Raw genomic sequence first — 17,867 nt, forward strand, 5'->3', positions numbered from 1 at the left:
GGGTAATTTCAGCGAGAAGTCCACCGAAAAGGGGCGCCGCTCGATAACGAACGGCGCCCCCTGCCAATGAGAAGCTGGTAGCAAGTAATCCTACTGAGCCTCGTGGTGACGGCGCGGCTGGCGCTTCTCGCCATTCTCGCCGCCGTTGTTGGTGCGAGAGGAACCCTCGCCACGGTCGCCGGGATGACGACGAACGCGGGGACGACGCTCGCCGGAGCGCTCGGAACGCTCATGACCGTTGCCCTCGTCGTGGCCATTGTGGCCGGAGCCGGCAGGAGCCTCGGGCTTGTCGAGGCGGTCGAGGGAAATCTTGCCCTTCTCATCGACCTCGAGGACCTTAACGCGGACCTCGTCACCAATGTTGAGCACGTCCTCGACCTTATCGACGCGACCCTTGGCAACGCGGGAGATGTGGAGCAGGCCGTCTTTGCCGGGCAGCAGCTCGACGAAGGCGCCGAAGGGCTGGATGCCCACGACGCGACCGGTGTACTCCTCCCCCACCTCGGGGACCTTGACGATGGCCTTGATGCGCTCGGCAGCAGCCTCGCCCGCACCGTTGGTGCCAGCGATGAAGACGGTACCGTCCTCCTGGATGTCGACGGTGGCGCTAGTGTCCTCCTGGATGCCACGGATGACCTTGCCGCCGGAGCCGATGACGTCGCGGATCTTGTCCGTGGGGATCTGGAGGCTGATGATCTGGGGAGCGGTGTCCTTGGCGTGCTCGCGAGGTGCGGGGATCTGCTCGAGCATCTTGTCCAGGATGAACATGCGGCCCTCGTGCGCCTGCATGAGTGCCTTGCGCAGGATCTCGGGCGTGAGGCCGGTGGCCTTGTTGTCCATCTGCATGGCGGTGATGCCCTTGGTGGTGCCCGTCACCTTGAAGTCCATGTCGCCGAGGAAGTCCTCGAGACCCTGGATGTCGGTGAGGACGACGGTCTTGCCCTCCTCCTGGATGAGGCCCATGGCAACGCCGGAGACCGGGCGCTTGATGGGCACGCCGGCATCCATGAGCGCCAGCGTGGAACCGCAGGTGGAAGCCATCGAGCTGGAGCCGTTGGACTCCATGACCTCGGAGACCACGCGGATGGCGTAGGGGAACTCCTCCTCAGAAGGAATCACGGGAAGCAGCGCGCGCTCGGCCAGCGCACCGTGGCCAATCTCGCGGCGCTTGGGGCTGCCCATGCGACCGGTCTCACCGGTGCAGTAGGGCGGGAAGTTGTAGTGGTGGATGTAGCGCTTGCCGTCGACAGGCTCGATGGTGTCAAGGCGCTGCCACTCGTTGAGCATGCCCAGGGTGCAGATGGAGAGCACCTGGGTCTGGCCACGCTGGAAGAGGCCAGAGCCGTGGACCAGGGGCAGGTAGTCGGGCTTGACCATGATCGGGCGAATCTCGGTGGGGGTACGGCCGTCGACGCGCTCGCCGGTCTCAACGACCATCTTGCGCATGGCGTGCTTCTCGAGGCCCTTGAGCTCGACGGCGATGGCGCGGCTCCACTGAGCCTGCTCGTCCTCGGTGAACTCGGCCTTGATGGACTCCTTGAGGGCCTCGACCTTGCCCATGCGGGAGAGCTTGTCGGCGTCCTTGAGGGCGGCGCTCATCTCGTCAAAGTGCGCGAAGATGCGGTCGTGAACCTCGGGGGTGGGCTCGTCGAGGACGTACTCCTTCTTGACGATGGGGCCGTTGGCCTCCTCCCACTTGGCGAAGAACTTCTTCTCCTCCTCGCAGAAGGCGGCAATGGCCTCCTGGCCAAACGCCATGGCGGCCAGCATGTCCTCCTCGCTGATCTCCTTGGCGCCAGCCTCGAGCATGGAGATGAACGTGGACGAGCCAGCCAGCTCGAGGTCGAGGTCGGAGGTGTCGCGCTCCTCGTAGGTGGGGTTCACGAGGAACTCGCCCGTCTCGGGGTTGCGGCCAATGCGCACGCAGGCAAGCGGGCCCTCGAAGGGCACGCCACCGACGGTGAGGGCGGCAGAGGCACCCATCACGCAGATGGTGTCAACGGAGTGGATCTGGTCTGCCACGAGCGGAGTGGCGACGACCTGCACCTCGTTGCGGAAGCCGTCGGGGAAGGACGGGCGCAGCGGGCGGTCGATCATGCGGGCCGTGAGGGTGGCCTTCTCAGAGGGCCTGGCCTCACGCTTGAGGTATCCGCCGGGGATGCGGCCCACGGCGTACATCTTCTCGATGAAGTCGACCGTCAGGGGGAAGAAGTCGTAATCCTTGCGCTCCTTCGAAACCACGGCGGTCACGAGGACGGTAGAGTCCCCGCACTTCACCAGGCAGGCGCCCGTGGCCTGCTTTGCGAGCTCGCCCGCCTCGAGAGCGTAGTGCTTTCCGTAGAGGTCGAACTCGTATGTAACCTTTGTCATACGTTTCCTCTTATCTCCGCCTGCCCCATTGCAGGCGGGCCGTCTTGCGGGCCCCCGCACCACGCGCGGGGACGAGAATAGCGTGTGCGACGCATCGCACGCCCGCGGCGCGCCCTCGCTTCTCTCGGGCGCACAAGCAAGGGGCGCCCGCAGGCGCCCCCTTGAAACACTTACTGGATGTTGTCGCGGATGCCGAGGCTCTTGATGAGGGAACGATACTCCTCGATGTCCTGAGCCTTGATGTAGGAGAGCAGGCGACGACGCTTACCGACGAGCATGAGCAGGCCGCGGCGGGTGTGGAAGTCCTTCTTGTGGCTCTTCATGTGCTCGGTGAGGCCCTTGATGCGCTCGGTGAGCAGAGCAACCTGGACGGCTGCGGAGCCAGAGTCCTTCTCGTCCTTGCCATACTGCTTAATGAGCTCGGCCTTGCGCTCCTTGGTGACTGCCATGTGGAACCCCTTTCGTTCTTTGGATGCGCCCCGGACCGGGACGGTCGCCAGGCAGTTGGCGAGCCGCTAGGTGCGGGGTAATGACCTTGGTATGATAGCACGCGCCTTGGAGCTGCGGCGGTACCCACACAATCGCCGCATACAGCACGCCTTCACCTACTTCGCCGCGTAGAAGGCCTCGCCCTCCTGGCTCCATCCGAGGGGCCCCAGATAGGAGTACTCGGAGTAGTCCGTGGTGAAGAGGTGGGTGCCCGCCGTGAGCCAGCGGTTGTAGAGGCGGTAGATGGGCGCGCCGCCCGAGGAGGCGTCCGCGGAGCGGAAGGACTCGCCCTCCTGCCGCCACCCGATCGAGCCCAGGTAGGCGTACTCGGAGGCGCTGCCGGTGTAGAGGTGGTCGCCCGAGTAGGGGTTGTAGAGGCGCCACACCGGGGTGCCGCCCGAGGCCGGGGCGTACCAGGCGACGCCCTCCTGCGACCAGCCAATGGAGCCGAGGTAGGAGTACTCGGAGTAGTCCGTGGTGAAGAGGTGCTCGCCGGACCACCGGTTGTAGAGGCGGTACATGGGGACGGTGGCAACGGGGGGCTCAACTATCATGAAGGTCAGCGACGTGGAGCCCGTATAACCTCCAATGCCGGTAATCGTGACTGTCGCGGTACCCGGATCCACATTGTTGGAGTATGCCACCGTGTAGTCTGTGCCTTCCGTGAGCGTGAACCCCTCAAACGTGACGGTTACGGCGGTGGCAATGGCTGAGCCCGTGTAGACCTGGGACGGGATGGTGGCTACGCTCGCCAAGGAGATGTCCTTAAGGGATACGACTTGGGTGCCCTTCGCAAGCGAGACAGCCTTGTAGGCGTTGACCAGGCCATACCCCGTCTGCCTGTCCCATCCCGCTGTCCCCAAATCCTCTGCGGACTCGTAGAGGTAGTCAATGGCCTGCTCGGCACTCAGGCTGCTGTTGGCGGCAAACTCCATGGCGAGCACTCCGGCAACCCACGGAGACGCCATCGATGTGCCGCTCAGCTGGCCATAGCTGCTATCACCCGTCCTCAACGTGCTCAGGATGGATGTGCCTGGGGCACAGATGTTCTTGTTCGAGGTGCTGCTCGCCTGGGACGTAGTGTTGTAGTTGGAGGAGGACGAGAGGGTCCAGGCACAGTTCGTGTAGGCCACGTTCATAACGGCAACGAGGTGGGCGGAGAGGTCTGCGGGGGCAGACAGGTAGGGAACCGTAAGCCCCAGCGCCGAGTTCTGGTTGCCTGCGGCGCACACGGTAACAATGCCCTGCTCATAGGCCTTCTCTATGGACTCCGAGAGAGCCGCGTCCAAGCTCGAAAGAGCCCCACCAACACTCATGTTGACCACACGGATGTTGTACGCCGAGGCGTTCCGGATCACGTAATTGTACGCGCACACCAGGTCATCGGTGTAGCAATTGCCCTCGAGCTTCTTGGTGCCGGCGGGGGTAGTGAACGTACTTGTGGGGAACACCTTCACGCCCACAATGCCCGCGTTGTAGGACGTGCCGGCAACGCCCTTCGCGTTGTTCGCCTCTGCGGCTACGATGCCGGCCACGTGGGTGCCATGCCCCTCGACGTCCGTGGCGTCGGTAACATCACCATCGAGTCCGTTAGCCGAGTTGGCCACCGTGGCATCATAGGTGGCCACGACATTGTCCTTGAGGTCCTCATGAGACGACCGGATTCCCGTGTCCAACACAGCCAAGGAGACGGTCTTATCCGTTTGCACAAGGTCCCACGCTTCCGTGACCTCTGTGTCGTTGAGCCCCTCGTAGTTGGCAGCACCAGAGCCAGAGGCGCTCAAATACGGATCGTTCGTGAGCTTAGCGAGGCTCAGCGCGTCTTTCTCGTCATCCGCCAACGCGTAGGCGTAGTTGGGCTGCGAGTCCAAGCCGACGCCCTCAAGTTGCGAAACCGCATCCTCGACCGAGATGCCCTCGGAGGTTGCCACACGCACAAGGCCATTGGAGAGGTCCTGGTCATCCACGGACTTGGTGTTCACGCAATCGAGCTGTGCAAGCGCAGCGTCGATGTCCTCCGCGCTTTGCCCCTCTGCCACGCGGAGAAGGACTACGCCATCCTCGTAGCTTGCGCCATCGTCGCCACCAGAGGACGAGCCTTCATTGGCGTTGGCGTCGTCCTGCGATGAGCCGCTTGACCCGCTTGGCTCGGTTGCTTGGGTGTCTTGGTCAGCGCTGTTCGTGTCTAAAGTGGCGGAGTCCGTGACGTCGTGCTCCCCGGGTGCCGGGGTGGCAGACGTGGTGGAAGGCGCAGCCACATCAGCTCCGCCACCGCCAATGATGCCCGTCGCAACGCCAGCGACGACAAGCGCAACGCCCAGGACGAGAAGGCCGGAAACGATCTTCTTCCAGAGGTGATGCTGCTGGTCACCACGTCGTTTACGACCGTCAACTCGTCTGCCCACGAATCCGCCCCTCGCCTTCGCCGGTGAAAACAATCAGCAACTAAACCAATTGTATTGTTTGCTTTGCTTAACTCGCTTTAAGATGAGAGGTCAGCCCCACACTTAGAGTGCGAGCATGAACTCGAACGCCCTCAGGCGCGCGTCAAGATGTGTTGCCGCCCACCCGTGGGCGCACCCCACAAGCCAGAGCGCGAACTCGGAGGTGACGTCCGCGGCAAGGAGCTGGTCGAACGTAGACCCGATAAGCGCGCGCACCCAGGCAAGCTGGGACGGCGAAACAGGCTCTGCGCCAGGGACCTCACGCGCGCAGCTCTCACAGAGCGCGCCACCGGCGGCCGAGGAGAACCACATCGGTGACGGGTCCCCGCAGGCAATGCAGTGGTCAAGCTCCGGGCGCCACCCCTCGTGTGCAAGCACCTTGAAGACGTATGCGGCAACCGCCAGGTCGAGATGGGGTTGGTCGGTAGACTCCTCGAAGGCCTTGAGCGCACGCGACAGCAGCGGGTAGACAAAGGGATCCTCGGCATCCTCGAAAGACGTGAGACGTGCCACCTCGCAGGACGCCGAGGCGGCGCTCACGCGCTCGAGGTCCCCGCGCAGCCGCTCGTGCGGGTCGACAAGGGTGGCCTCGGAGACGATATCGAGATTCCTGCCCGAGGCCAGAAGGAAGTCCGTCTCGGAAAAGAGCTCCACACGCGCCGCCAGACGACCCCCAGGCTTGCGGGCGCCCTTCGCGACGGCCCGCGCCTGGGCGCCACTGGCTGTGAGCAGGGTCACGATGAGATCCTGTTCGCCCAGCTTGACGTGGTCGAGAACAATGCCGCGCGTGCGGTGTGTGCGGCTGCCGGCCATGGGTGCCTGCTCCCCTAGTCCTCGGCGCTATAGCCAAGGCGGCGGATCTCGTTGGCGTCCCGGCGCCACTGGGGCTGGACGCGTACAGAGAGGTCCAGGTAGACCTTGCAGCCAAGCAGGCGCTCGATGTCGCGGCGCGCCTCTATGCCCACCGTCTTGATCATGGAGCCGCCCTTGCCAACCACGATGCCCTTCTGTCCCTCGCGCTCGACGAGCACCGTCGCCGTAACCGAGGCATGCCCGTCCTTGGCGTACTCGATGTCATCGCAGATGACGCCAATCGAGTGCGGCACCTCCTGGCGAAGGTTGAGGAAGAGCTTCTCGCGCACGAACTCCGCCACAAGGTCCTCGGGTGTGGCGTCCGTGTCCATGTCATCGGGGAACCACTTGGGGCCTTCGGGCAGGTGAGCCGAGACAAGCTTCACGAATGCGTCGACGTTGAAGCCCTCGCGCGCGGAGATGACCAGCTCGTCGTCGAAATGGGCAAGCTCGCGCGCAGCGCCAAGCTGGGAGGTGACCTGCTCGGGCGTCGCCTTGTCCGCCTTGGTGATCACCAGGAGCTTGAAGTCTGCCTCGGAGCCGTCGACGTGGCGCGCCACCCAGGCATCGCCCGTGCCAACGGGCTTGGTCGCGTCGACGAGAAAGGCAACCACGTCAGCATCGGCGAGCTCGGCCAGCGCAGCCTGGTTGAGCTCCTTGCCGAGGCTGTCCTTGGGCTTGTGGAGGCCCGGCGTGTCGATGATAACGAGCTGCGAGTTGGGCGTGTTCACCACGGCGCGAAGGCGCTTGCGCGTGGTCTGCGCCACGGGGCTCGTGATGGCCACCTTCTCCCCCATGCACGCGTTGACCAGCGTAGACTTGCCAACGTTGGGCCTGCCGACCAGTGCCACGAAGCCGCTCCTGAAGGGCGTGCTGCTGTCGTTGTTGCTTTCCACGTGCCACTCCTCAATGAGACAAAGGGACTGTCCCTTTGTCTCGCTACTTTGTCTCGCTAGAAAAAGATTGCGTTTGCAAAGACGATGATGCCCACCACGGCCACGAGCACCGAGAGAACCCACACGGCCGCCGCCGCGATGTCCTTGGCCCGGCCAGCAAGCGGGTGGAACTCGGGCGACACGAGGTCGACCACGGTCTCGACGGCGGTGTTGAGAAGCTCAGCCGAAATCACCACGCCACAGCACACGAGCACGATCGCCCAGCTCAGAGGGTCAAGACCCACCACAAAGCCAGCCACGATGGCAGCAACGCCACCGCCGATCATCACCTTGATGTTTCGCTCGGTGCGCACCGCCGTCCTAAAGCCCTGGATGGCAAACAGGAAGCTCTTGCGAAACGACGGGTGGTCGTTGTTCGACCCGGGAATCACTCGTCTACCCCCTCGCGGTGCCTGGTGAGCGTGACGGGCCGCGTTGCGCCATCATGCGGGAGCAGGGCGAGAAGGGCGTCCTCGCGTGCCTCCATGACCTCGGCCTCGTCGTCCTCAAGGTGGTCGTAGCCAAGGAGGTGCAGGGTCCCGTGAACGAGAAGCAGGCGGAACTCGTCTGCCGCCGTAGTCCCAAAGCGAGCTGCCTGGCGGGCGATGTAGTCCGGCGCGAGGACAATGTCGCCGAGTTCGCAGGGTTCGCCGGGGGCAAGGTCCGGGTCGTCTGGACGCTCGCACTCGAGCGAGATGACGTCGGTTGCCACGTCACGCCCGCGCCACTCGGCGTTGAGCTCGCGGATGCGCTCGTCTCCCACGATGGAAATGGAGAGCAGGCAGTCGCGGGAGACACCTTCCTCGGCAAGCACGCGGTCGAGGTCGGCGCGAATCTCGTCATCGCTGATGGGAGCGGCCATGCCCTCCTCAGCCGTGATGTCATACTCGTTTGCCATGGCCGGCCCCCTTCCCAGGCGCCTTCGCGCCACACTCTTCCGTGGCACGATCATAGGCGTCAACAATGCGCGCGACCAGCGCGTTTCTCACGATGTCGTTGCGATCAAGGTCCACGAACTCGATATCGTCGATCCCCGCGAGCACCTCGCGCGCCTGGTCCAGGCCGCCTGGCCCCACCAGGTCGCGCTGGGAGGCATCACCCGTGACCACAAACTTTGACGAGAAGCCCATACGGGTAAGGAACATCTTCATCTGCTGGGGCGTGGTGTTCTGCGCCTCGTCGAGAATCACGAAGGCGTCGCTGAACGTGCGCCCGCGCATGAAGGCAAGCGGCGCAATCTCGATGGTGCCCTGCTCCATGTAGGTGGCGACCTTCTCGGCGTCTGCCATGTCGAGAAGTGCGTCGTAAAGCGGTCTCACGTAGGGGTCGAGCTTCTCCTCGAGCGTGCCGGGGAGAAAGCCCAGGGACTCCCCCGCCTCGACGACCGGCCTCGTGAGCACGATGCGGCTCACCTCGTGGCGCTTGAGGGCCGCGACTGCCATGGCCATGGCCAGATACGTCTTGCCCGTCCCGGCCGGTCCCACGCCAAAGGTTATGGAGTTCGAGCGGATTGCCTCCACGTAGCGGCGCTGGCCTGCGGTCTTTGGTCGCACGGGACGCCCGTGGTGGCTGAGGATGACGTCGCCCGCATGCCCGCGGTCATGGCGCACCCCATGCGTCACCTGGCCCAAGAGGATGTCGACCTCGTCGGAGGTTGGAATCTCTCCCCCCTCGACAACCTTGATGAGCTGAGAGAAGACCGAGGTGACCTGCTCGACCTGCTCGGCCGGCCCAACGATGAGGACCTGGTTGCCGCGCACCACGACCATGGCCTCGTCGAATGCTCCCTCGATGCGGCGAAGGTGAGTGTCAGCCGGGCCCATGAGGGCCGTAGGGTCAACGGTGTCGGGAATCGTGAGGCGGACGCGGGTGGGTTCCATGCTCCTCCGGGCTAGTCGCAGACGAACGTGCAGGTAGTTAGATGCGGTGCGCGACGCACAGCCGCAGAAACCAATCATAGCCAAACGGATGGCGCAGAACACGTCACAGGGCGTGCTCCCCATGCAGGCACACATGGCCAAGAAGCGTGGTTCCGTCTGGGGAGACGCCCGTCACGCGCACCGGGATCACAGCGTCAACGGGAGCCGCGGCATCCAGTGTGACGTCAAAGAGGCCTCCGGAGACGCCGCGGAAGGGCGCCTGCACGCAGACGAGGTCGTCCATGCCAACCAGGCGAGACGCCTCGCGTGCACGCAGGTCACGGGCCAGCTCTCGGGCACGGGCGCTTCTCTCGGCCATGACATGAGGGTCCACCTGGTCATCCGCGGTTGCCGCCGGCGTTCCCGGACGCCGGGAGTACCTAAAGACGTGCATGCGCGAGAAGCCCATCTCGCGGCAGAACGAGAGGGACCGCTCGAACTCCTCGTCCGTCTCGCCCGGGAACCCCACGATGAGGTCCGTCCCCAGGGACGCCTGCGGCAGAAGCTCGTGAGCGCGCCCGACGGCGGCGCGGAAGAATGCCGTGTCGTAGGCGCGCGCCATGCGCCTAAGCGTTGCGTCGCAGCCAGACTGCAGGCAGATGTGCAGGAAGGGCGCAATGCGCCCGTTGGAGGCGGCCATAGTCGAGAGGAGCTCGTCCGTGACGTCGGGCGGCTCGATGGAGGAGAGCCTGATGCGCCCTACGGGCGTTGTCTTAAGGAGCCAGGCGAGAAGCCCGGGAAGCCCCACCTTGCGGCCGTCCGGCAGCTGGGAGCGATAGACGCCCAGGTTGATCCCCGTGAGCACGACCTCGCTGGCATTGCGCTCGAGCGAGCGGAGCACGAGCTCGCGCACGCGGGCAGCGTCAACGGAGCGGGAAGCGCCTCTCGCCTTCCACACGATGCAGTAGGTGCAGCGGTTGTCGCAACCGTCCTGGATCTTGATGCCGGGGCGCGTGCGGCCGGTAGGCGTGGGGGCTGAGGCCGTCGAAGCTGGGGCGCCGCCGAGAAGCTCGCCGTCATCCCCCACGGCCAGCGCGCCGGTCCCCAGGCCCTCAAGCACAGCGGCAGGAACGCGAGACTTGTCCCGCTCGACCGTCACGTTGGGCGCGAGGGCGGAGAGCTCGTCGGCAAAGAGGTTTGCTACACAACCGGTAGCCACCACGAGCGGGGCCTGGGGCAATGACGCCGCATGGCGCACGGCCTTCCTGGCCTTTGCCTCGGCCTCAGCCGTCACGGCGCAGGTGTTAATGACCACTGCCTGGGACTCTTCCTCGGACGAGACCGCAAGGCCGGCGCGCGTGAGCTCGTCGGCGATGAGGTCCGTCTCGACACGGTTAACACGGCAGCCAAGGTTCACATAGGCGACGGATGGAACGCCGGCGTGGCTGTTATGCCCACTCCCAGCGCCAATACGTCCGCGCGGTGGCACGGAATTAGGGGACCCGGGGCTCACCTGCGACCGCCCTTGCCGCGAGAGCGCGGCTTGCGCTTTGCGTCCTTGAACGGGTTCTTGGGCGCGGTCCAGCGCTCGCCGGCGAGGTGCTCGGCCTCCTCGTCCCTGGCGGGAGAGTCACCCTCCTCCTCGGCGCGCGCGTCGCGGCCGGAGTCATTGCCCTCCTCGCCAAGCGTGCGCTCCGCGACGATGCCAGCAATGTCAAGCAGCTGGCGCTTGTCAAGGTCGGTGGGAACAACAACCTGCACCACGGCGATGAGACTGCCGCGAGAGATCATGCCCTGCCGCGGCATGCCACGGCGCTCGACCTTGATCTGCTGGCCGTACTGGCAGCCAGCGGGAATCTCGACCTTGACGCGCTCTCCCTTCATGATGCCGTCAACCGTCACCGTGGTGCCCAGGATCGCCTGGAGCGCATCCACGCGCACGGTGGTGTAGAGGTCGTCACCCTGGCGCTCGAAGCGCTCGTCCTGGGCGATCTCGATGCTCACGACAAGGTCGCCGGATGCGTCGCCACGCACGCCGGCCTCGCCCTTGCCGGCCACGCGGATGGTCTGACCCGAGTGGACGCCCGCAGGCACCTTGACCTCGACGGTCTCGCGCGAGGGGGTGCGACCCTGGCCCCCGCAAGTCTCGCAGGGCTTGTCGACGACCTTGCCCGAACCATGGCACACGGGACAGGTGGTCTGGGTTTGCATCTGGCCAAAGATGGTGCGCTGGACCTCGATGACGCGGCCGGTGCCGTGGCAACGATCGCAGGTGCGCTCGTGGCCGCCCTCGGCAACGCCCGTGCCACCGCAGTCGTCGCAGGGGGCAAGGCGGTCGTAGGCGAGTGTCTTGGTGACGCCTGAGGCAGCCTCGGCGAGGGTCACCGTGAGACGAATGCCCATGTCGCGACCGCGCGTGCGTGCCCCACGGGCACCCGCGCCACCAGTTGCGCCGCCACCAAAGAACGAGTCGAAGATGTCGTTGATGCCAAAGCCCGAGCCATTGAAGATGTCGGACATGTCGACGTAGTCAGAGCCAAAGCCGGCAGGGCCGTTCTCGTCGCCATAGCGGTCATAGTTCGCACGCTTGCGCTCGTCGGAGAGGACCGAGTAGGCCTGGTTGACCTCCTTGAACTTCTCCTCGGCGTTGGGGTCGTCTGAGACGTCGGGGTGGAGCACCCGTGCCTTCTTGAGAAATGCCCGCTTGATCGTCTTTGCGTCCGCGTCACGAGGCACGCCAAGGACCTCGTAGTAGTCCCTCTTCGATTCCACTCTCACCAAACTCCCAAAACCGCCCCGACCCCCGGGGCCAACCTGCAGACAAGGCGCCGCCATAGCGACGCGTACAAGGGTCTTGTCTACCCAAAGGCACGCCCGGCGAACGCGAGAAGCACCGGGCGCCGCGCAATGCGCGGGCTACCAGAGGAAGCCGTAGTACCGGACTCCGGGACCCGCAGCCGTGCATGAGAACATAGAGACCATGAGCAGGGCGATAAGGAGTCCGTTTGCGGCGCCGTTCCCCAGAGAGGCCAGGGCGTCTCTCCACCAGCGGGAGTTGGTCTTGAGCCCACCGCCACGCACAATGAACGCGACGCCAACCGCAGCAATAACGAAGATGAAGACGAGAAGCCCCGCGAGCGAGTTAGAGAGCGCCCCAAAGACGAGGAACGGCAGGTCAAAGCCAAGGACCCTGAAGCCCGAAGCCTGATATGGGTTGAGGCGCTCCTCGGGGACCACGATTCTGCAGACAAAGTCACCGGCAGCCGACCCGTTGGTTCCGGCGTTGCCCATGCCCTTCACGCGGACGAGGTCGCCGTCGTGGGTACCGGCGGGAACGTTGACCACGACCTCGCTCGCCGTGAGCACGCGCCCCGAGCCACCGCAGACGTCACAGGGGTCTACGACCACGCGTCCGGTGCCCTCGCACTCGGGGCACTCCATGTCCATGACGCCAAAGCCAAAGATGCCGGAGAGGTCAACGGAGATGCGGCCCGTCCCATGGCAGGTCGGACAGGTCTCGGAGTGCTCTGCCTGGACGGAGCCCTTGCCGTGGCACACCTCGCACGCGGCATAGCGCTGGTAGGTAACGCCGCGCTTGGCGCCATTCTCGGCCGTTGCGGCGTCGAGCGTGAGGTCAAAGACAACATCCGCGCCAACGCGCGGGTTGTACGAGCGCGAGCGACCGCGTGCCGAGGCGCGGCGCGTATATCCGTTGGAGCCAAAGGGGAAGCCCCAGCCAAAGGGGTCTCCCCCGCCGTAGCCGCCGGCATACGGGGATCCAGCCGATCCCGTAGCGCCGGCGAACGGGGAACCGGAGCGCATGGCGTCGTAGCGGGAGCGCTTCTCGGGATCAGAGAGAACGGCGTAGGCCTCAGAGACCTCCTTGAACTTCTCCTCCGCATCCGGCGCCTTGTTGACGTCCGGGTGAAGCTTGCGCGCCTTCTGCTGAAAGGCCTTGCGGATGTCCTCAGTGGAGGCGCCCTTTTCGACGCCGAGAATGGCGTAGTAGTCCTTGTCGTTCATCGAAGCCATGCGAAGTCTCCTGCCGATGCTTGGGGCGGGCCCTCCATGGGTCCGACTTCGCACGATTGTAGCCGGAAGGCATTGATTCTATACCTGGTGCCTTCCAGCCCAACGCATTTACCACGTGAGACAAAGGGACAGTCCCTTTGTCTCATCTACCTCCGCGAAGCGGCCGAGAGGTCGATGCCGATGGGGCGGTACGTCACGCCACACTCGTCGAGGACGTGCTTGGAGATGAGGTTGTCCTCGGTGCCTTCGTACTTGTCGTCCAGGTAGACGACCTCGCCGATGCCCACCTGAACAAGGGTCTTCGCGCACTCGTGGCACGGGAAGAGGGTCACGTAGACGGTGGCATGAGCCATGTCCTTGAGCGAGCCGCGGTAGTTGAGAATAGCGTTGGCCTCGGCATGGATGACGTAGCTGTGCTTGTCGTGGAGAGGGTCGTTCGAGGTGCCCCAGGGGAAGTCCGCGTCGGCAAGGGCGGATGGCGTGCCGTTGTAGCCCACGGAAAGGATCCTGTGGTTGGTGTCGGCGATGCAGGCTCCCACCTGCGTGTTGGGGTCCTTGCTCCTCAGGCTTGCCGCAATGGCAATTCGCATAAAGAACTCATCCCACGAGATGACATCGGTGCGCTCACCAGCCATGTTCTCCCCTTCCTGACCCGTCTCCCGCTGAGGCGCATGTCTGCGCAGCTGCAGCTAGCATGCCGCGCGCGCCGCAACAAATCAAGGGTTATGCGCTGCGCCTTGTGAGCGTCTCGGTGTCGCCAGCGAGGTCCCACAGTTCTCCGTACAGCTCGTTGCCAAGGAGCCATCCCCGCTGGGTAGGAGTAAGCGCATCGCTGAGGAAGCCCTCACGCACCAGTCGGTTGAGCGTCTTATCGACAGATTCGCCGAGAAGATCGTGCGTATAGGCGACAAGGCCTGCGTCAAGCCCGCAGGCAAGACGCGCGCCCAACATCAAATCCTCGGCGGCCGCCTGGCGCTCGGTCAGGAACTCCTCCTCGAAAGTGAGGGACGAGAGCCGTCCATTCGCCGCAATCTGGTCTCGGCCGGAAACAACCCTAAGACGGGCGCGAGTCATACCCTCTGGTAGAGGTCCAAGCTGAGGGCAAGCCTCAAGAAGCCTCTTGTAACCCTCGGCGGTAAGCATCGATGCGGCACCTGTTCCCAACCCAAGGTATGGCCGTCCGGTCCAGTACATCTTGTTGTGGCTGCATTCCTTCTCGGGCAAGCGAGCGTAGCTCGCTACCTCGTACCTGCGATAACCACAATCCTCAAGTACGGATTGAGCCTGCTCCATCCGCGCCGCTTGCGTATCTGAAGAGTTCCATGAGGGTTGCTCGTCGCCTACTTTCTGCGCAAGCGCCGTGCCGTCCTCGATCTGGAGGGGATAGACGCTCACGTGGCCCACACCGAGCGAGGCCACACCCTCGAGCGTTGCCTGCCACGAGTCGGACGTCTGAAGAGGAATGGCGCACATGAGGTCGCACGAGACGTCCAAGCCGCCCCCGACTGCCGCAGCGACCCGCTCCCGTGCACGCTCGGCATCATGTAGCCTGTCAAGCTCGCCAAGCTCGGAATCGCACAAACTTTGCACGCCAATGGAAAGCCTCGTGCACCCAGCTGCGGCAACTTCACGCAGCACGTTGTCAGACAGCGAATCCGGATTTGCCTCGCACGTGAGCTCGCGAATCCCCGGCGCACACTCCATGACGCAGCGAACGAGGCCCCCCAGCGCCTCCCCCAGAAGCGTAGGCGTGCCACCTCCAACGTATGCCGTCTCGCATCCATCGAGAAGCCCAAGGTGCGATACCTGCTCCACCTGCCTCTCCAGCGCCTCGGCATAGCGTCTGGGCAGCACGTCCCCACGAGTGGTGGCCCAGGAGGCAAAGTCACAGTACGCGCACTTCCTGGCACAGAAGGGAACATGCAGGTACAGGGCATCGATTCCAGCGGAAGACAGGCGCTCCCGCCAGGCGCGTCCACTCCCAATCGCGATGCTACTCGGCATCGCCAAGCATCCGCTCTGCCTCATCGGCCACGGCAAGGTAATCCTCAAGGGAAAGGCAGGTGACAGCCATGCCACGCAGACGGGCGGCCTCCGGAATACCGCGCAGGTACCACCCCGCAAGGCTTCGGGCTCGCTTGAGGTTGGCACCCGTTGCCGCGAGCAACCTCACGTGGCAACGGAATGCGGCAATCTTCTCATGTGCATCATGCGGCTCGGGCTTCTCCCCCAAGCACAGGGCGGCCGCATCCCGGAAGATCCAGGGGTTCCCATAGCTCCCGCGGGCGATCATGACGGCCGAGGCGCCTGTCTCTGCAAGCATGCGAGCCGCCGCCTGGGCAGACGAGACGTCGCCAGACCCAATGACCGGCACGCTTACCGCCTTGGCCACGCGGCTCACGCACCCCCAGTCCGCCTCGCCGTGATAGAGCTGGTTGGCAAAGCGCCCATGAACGGCAATTGCAGAGGCGCCCGCAGCCTCCATGGCTCGGGCAAACTCCGGCGCGACCTCCTCGCCCATGCGCCTGCCGCGACGGATCTTCACCGTCACCGGCACCTGGGCGCCAGAGCCCTCGATGCACGCCCGCACGAGCGATGCCGCAAGCTCGGGGTTGTCGAGCAGCGCAGAACCCTCCCCCTTCTTGGTCACCTTGGGGACGGGGCACGCCATGTTGATGTCGATGAGGGCGAGACGGTCCCTCAGGCGCTCAAACACGCTGGCCGCCGCCTCACGGAAGAGCTCGGGCTTGGAGCCAAACAGCTGAACGGCGATGTCAGGCTCTGTCTCTGCCGGATCGACAAGCTCCCAGGTCTTTTCGCCACCGTAGTGAAGACCGGCGCAGGAGACCATCTCGGTGTAGGCAAGGGCCGCACCGCCCGCACGGGCCATGGTACGGTACGCGGCGTCAGAGACGCCCGCCATAGGAGCCATGAGAAAACGCTCAACATTAAACCTCGACTTGAGGTTAAGTCTATCTGTTTGTGCAGGCAGAGACGTTGGGGCAGCAAGCAAGCCCGCTGCTGGACCCCACTGAGCAAGAACTTGGGCTGGCGTCATTCGTCGTCCACCTTGAGGACGGCAAGGAAGGCCTCCTGCGGCACCTCGACGGAGCCGATGGACTTCATGCGCTTCTTTCCCTCCTTCTGCTTCTCGAGAAGCTTGCGCTTGCGCGAGATGTCGCCGCCGTAGCACTTGGCGAGAACGTCCTTGCGCACGGCCTTCACCGTGGAGCGGGCGATGATCTTGTTGCCAATTGCCCCCTGGATGGGAACCTCGAACTGCTGGCGCGGAATGATCTCCTTGAGCTTGTCGCAGAGGCTTCGGGCCATGTCGTAGGCGCGGTCGCGCGGAACGATGAACGAGAGCGCGTCCACCTCCTCACCCGCCAGCAGGATGTCCAGCTTCACGAGGTCGCTCGTGCGATAGTCGCCGATCTCGTAGTCAAGCGAGGCGTAGCCCTTTGTGCGGCTCTTGAGCTGGTCGAAGAAGTCCAGGATGAGCTCGGCCAGCGGAATGTCAAAGTGGATCTCGACGGATTTCTCGGAGAGGAAGACCATGTCGCTGGTCTCGCCGCGGTGGTCGACCACCAGCTGCATCACGGCACCCATGAAGTCAGGCGGCACGATGACCTTGGCCTTGAGGTAGGGCTCCTCGATGTGGTCGATGCGGGTGACGTCAGGCAGGTCCTGGGGGCTCGTTATGTCGACCATCTCGCCGTCGGTCTTGTACACGTGGTAGTCAACCGAGGGCGAGGTGGCAATGAGGTCGAGGCCAAACTCGCGCTCGAGGCGCTCCTTCACGACCTCCATGTGGAGAAGGCCGAGGAAGCCCACGCGAAAGCCAAAGCCCAGAGCCACGCTCGTCTCGGGCGTCCAGATGAGCGACGGGTCGTTCACCTTGAGCTTCTCGAGGGCGTCACGCAGGTTCTCGTACTGCTTGTTGTCGATGGGGAACAACCCGGTGAAGACCATGGGCTTAGCCTCGTGGTAGCCGGGGCAGGCCTCTGCGCAGGGACGTTCCTCGTAAGTGATGGTGTCGCCGGTCTTGACGAGGGCCGGGTCCTTGAGGCCCGTGACCACGTAGCCAACCTCACCAACGCCAAGCTCGTCAAGCGGGGTCTCCAGCGGGCGCTTGCAGCCCACGCCGTCGCAGAGGAAGGTGTCGCCGAGCGCCATCATGCGAAGGTGGTCGCCCTTCTTGATGGAGCCGTCGAAGACGCGCACGGTGGCCACCACGCCGCGATACTCGTCGAAGTAGGAGTCCAGGATGAGCGCCTTGAGTGGCGCCTTGGCGTCTCCCTTGGGCGGCGAGACAAGGTAGACGATGGCCTCGAGAAGGTCGTGGATGCCCTCGCCGGTCTTGCCCGAGACGAGCACCGCGTCATCGGCCGGGATGGCGAGGTCCTCTTCGATCTCCTTCTTGACCTCCTCGGGATGCGCCGAGGGAAGGTCGATCTTGTTGATCGCCGGGACGATGTCCAGGTTGGCGTTCATCGCCAGTGTGGCGTTGGAGACGGTCTGAGCCTCCACGCCCTGGGTCGCGTCCACAACGAGGACCGCACCCTCGCAGGCGGCGAGCGAGCGCGAGACCTCGTAGGTGAAGTCCACGTGGCCCGGGGTGTCAATGAGATTGAACTGGTAGGACTCCCCATCGTCGGCGTCATAGACCACACGCACGGCGTTCGACTTGATGGTGATTCCGCGCTCGCGCTCGATGTCCATGGTGTCGAGGAGCTGGTCGGCCATGTCTCGCTCGTCCACCGTGTGCGTTAGCTCCAGGATGCGGTCCGAGATGGTCGACTTGCCGTGGTCGATGTGCGCAACGATCGAGAAGTTGCGGATGTGTGAGGTGTCTGTCGTCTTCATGCGAGACATCATAGCGCATG

The 17,867-nt window shown here is 64.4% G+C and carries 15 protein-coding genes; all 15 read right to left on the reverse strand.

Annotated elements, in window-relative coordinates; translation table 11 throughout:
* Positions 1-90: 90 nt before the first annotated feature.
* The 15 genes from NVS32_RS08660 to lepA all read right to left on the reverse strand — a co-directional run bounded on the left by NVS32_RS08660 (position 91) and on the right by lepA (position 17,847).
* Entirely contained in the window at positions 91-2,370 is a 2,280-nt protein-coding gene (locus tag NVS32_RS08660; RefSeq protein WP_258499447.1) for a polyribonucleotide nucleotidyltransferase, read from the reverse strand.
* A 170-nt stretch (positions 2,371-2,540) separates the two neighbouring features.
* Positions 2,541-2,819 (reverse strand): 30S ribosomal protein S15, encoded by a 279-nt coding sequence (gene rpsO, locus NVS32_RS08665; RefSeq protein ID WP_032111731.1) that lies wholly within the window; start codon positions 2,817-2,819, stop codon positions 2,541-2,543.
* A gap of 156 nt (positions 2,820-2,975) precedes the next feature.
* Positions 2,976-5,264 (reverse strand): S8 family serine peptidase, encoded by a 2,289-nt coding sequence (locus NVS32_RS08670; RefSeq protein WP_258499449.1) that lies wholly within the window; start codon positions 5,262-5,264, stop codon positions 2,976-2,978.
* Positions 5,265-5,366: 102 nt separating this feature from the next.
* Positions 5,367-6,116 (reverse strand): DNA repair protein RecO, encoded by a 750-nt coding sequence (recO, locus tag NVS32_RS08675; protein ID WP_258499450.1) that lies wholly within the window; start codon positions 6,114-6,116, stop codon positions 5,367-5,369.
* A 14-nt stretch (positions 6,117-6,130) separates the two neighbouring features.
* Positions 6,131-7,051 carry a GTPase Era gene (gene era / locus NVS32_RS08680; protein ID WP_258499451.1) on the reverse strand — a complete coding sequence of 307 codons (921 nt, stop codon included), beginning with the start codon at positions 7,049-7,051 and terminating at the stop codon, positions 6,131-6,133.
* Between the two features lie 56 nt (positions 7,052-7,107).
* Positions 7,108-7,482: a diacylglycerol kinase family protein gene (locus NVS32_RS08685; protein WP_258499452.1), complete on the reverse strand. Its 375-nt coding sequence runs from the start codon at positions 7,480-7,482 to the stop codon at positions 7,108-7,110.
* A complete protein-coding gene (gene ybeY, locus NVS32_RS08690; protein WP_258499453.1) occupies positions 7,479-7,988 on the reverse strand; it encodes an rRNA maturation RNase YbeY in 510 nt (169 codons plus the stop codon). Before ybeY ends, NVS32_RS08685 begins: the two co-directional genes overlap by 4 nt.
* Positions 7,972-8,970 (reverse strand): PhoH family protein, encoded by a 999-nt coding sequence (locus NVS32_RS08695; protein WP_117652319.1) that lies wholly within the window; start codon positions 8,968-8,970, stop codon positions 7,972-7,974. Before NVS32_RS08695 ends, ybeY begins: the two co-directional genes overlap by 17 nt.
* Before the next feature lie 103 nt (positions 8,971-9,073).
* Positions 9,074-10,462 (reverse strand): MiaB/RimO family radical SAM methylthiotransferase, encoded by a 1,389-nt coding sequence (locus tag NVS32_RS08700; RefSeq protein ID WP_258499455.1) that lies wholly within the window; start codon positions 10,460-10,462, stop codon positions 9,074-9,076.
* Positions 10,459-11,721 carry a molecular chaperone DnaJ gene (gene dnaJ / locus NVS32_RS08705; RefSeq protein ID WP_258499456.1) on the reverse strand — a complete coding sequence of 421 codons (1,263 nt, stop codon included), beginning with the start codon at positions 11,719-11,721 and terminating at the stop codon, positions 10,459-10,461. The genes NVS32_RS08700 and dnaJ overlap by 4 nt, the downstream gene beginning before the upstream one ends.
* Before the next feature lie 144 nt (positions 11,722-11,865).
* Complete coding sequence (locus tag NVS32_RS08710; RefSeq protein WP_258499457.1) at positions 11,866-12,981, reverse strand: DnaJ domain-containing protein; 1,116 nt, start codon at positions 12,979-12,981, stop codon at positions 11,866-11,868.
* 146 nt (positions 12,982-13,127) lie between these two features.
* On the reverse strand, positions 13,128-13,616 hold the full coding sequence (locus NVS32_RS08715) for a deoxycytidylate deaminase (RefSeq protein ID WP_258499459.1): 489 nt from the start codon (positions 13,614-13,616) through the stop codon (positions 13,128-13,130).
* Positions 13,617-13,704: 88 nt separating this feature from the next.
* Complete coding sequence (locus NVS32_RS08720; RefSeq protein WP_258499460.1) at positions 13,705-14,985, reverse strand: coproporphyrinogen-III oxidase family protein; 1,281 nt, start codon at positions 14,983-14,985, stop codon at positions 13,705-13,707.
* The gene (locus tag NVS32_RS08725) at positions 14,975-15,913 is read right to left on the reverse strand and encodes a tRNA dihydrouridine synthase (protein ID WP_258499461.1); all 939 of its coding nucleotides are present in this window, start codon (positions 15,911-15,913) and stop codon (positions 14,975-14,977) included. Before NVS32_RS08725 ends, NVS32_RS08720 begins: the two co-directional genes overlap by 11 nt.
* Before the next feature lie 122 nt (positions 15,914-16,035).
* Positions 16,036-17,847, reverse strand: coding sequence for a translation elongation factor 4 (gene lepA / locus NVS32_RS08730; RefSeq protein WP_258499462.1), 1,812 nt, complete (start codon positions 17,845-17,847; stop codon positions 16,036-16,038).
* Between the last annotated feature and the right edge of the window lie 20 nt (positions 17,848-17,867).

Origin of the sequence: Tractidigestivibacter montrealensis (assembly GCF_024741235.1) — a bacterium.
GTDB lineage: Bacteria > Actinomycetota > Coriobacteriia > Coriobacteriales > Atopobiaceae > Tractidigestivibacter > Tractidigestivibacter montrealensis.

What these genes read in the sequence shown, in the direction of transcription:
- NVS32_RS08660 (WP_258499447.1), bottom strand. Translation starts at nt 2,370, where the DNA reads ATGACAAAGGTTACATACGAGTTCGACCTCTACGGAAAGCACTACGCT.
- rpsO (WP_032111731.1), bottom strand. Translation starts at nt 2,819, where the DNA reads ATGGCAGTCACCAAGGAGCGCAAGGCCGAGCTCATTAAGCAGTATGGC.
- recO (WP_258499450.1), bottom strand. Translation starts at nt 6,116, where the DNA reads ATGGCCGGCAGCCGCACACACCGCACGCGCGGCATTGTTCTCGACCAC.
- ybeY (WP_258499453.1), bottom strand. Translation starts at nt 7,988, where the DNA reads ATGGCAAACGAGTATGACATCACGGCTGAGGAGGGCATGGCCGCTCCC.
- NVS32_RS08695 (WP_117652319.1), bottom strand. Translation starts at nt 8,970, where the DNA reads ATGGAACCCACCCGCGTCCGCCTCACGATTCCCGACACCGTTGACCCT.
- NVS32_RS08710 (WP_258499457.1), bottom strand. Translation starts at nt 12,981, where the DNA reads ATGGCTTCGATGAACGACAAGGACTACTACGCCATTCTCGGCGTCGAA.
- NVS32_RS08715 (WP_258499459.1), bottom strand. Translation starts at nt 13,616, where the DNA reads ATGGCTGGTGAGCGCACCGATGTCATCTCGTGGGATGAGTTCTTTATG.
- NVS32_RS08720 (WP_258499460.1), bottom strand. Translation starts at nt 14,985, where the DNA reads ATGCCGAGTAGCATCGCGATTGGGAGTGGACGCGCCTGGCGGGAGCGC.
- NVS32_RS08725 (WP_258499461.1), bottom strand. Translation starts at nt 15,913, where the DNA reads ATGGCTCCTATGGCGGGCGTCTCTGACGCCGCGTACCGTACCATGGCC.
- lepA (WP_258499462.1), bottom strand. Translation starts at nt 17,847, where the DNA reads ATGAAGACGACAGACACCTCACACATCCGCAACTTCTCGATCGTTGCG.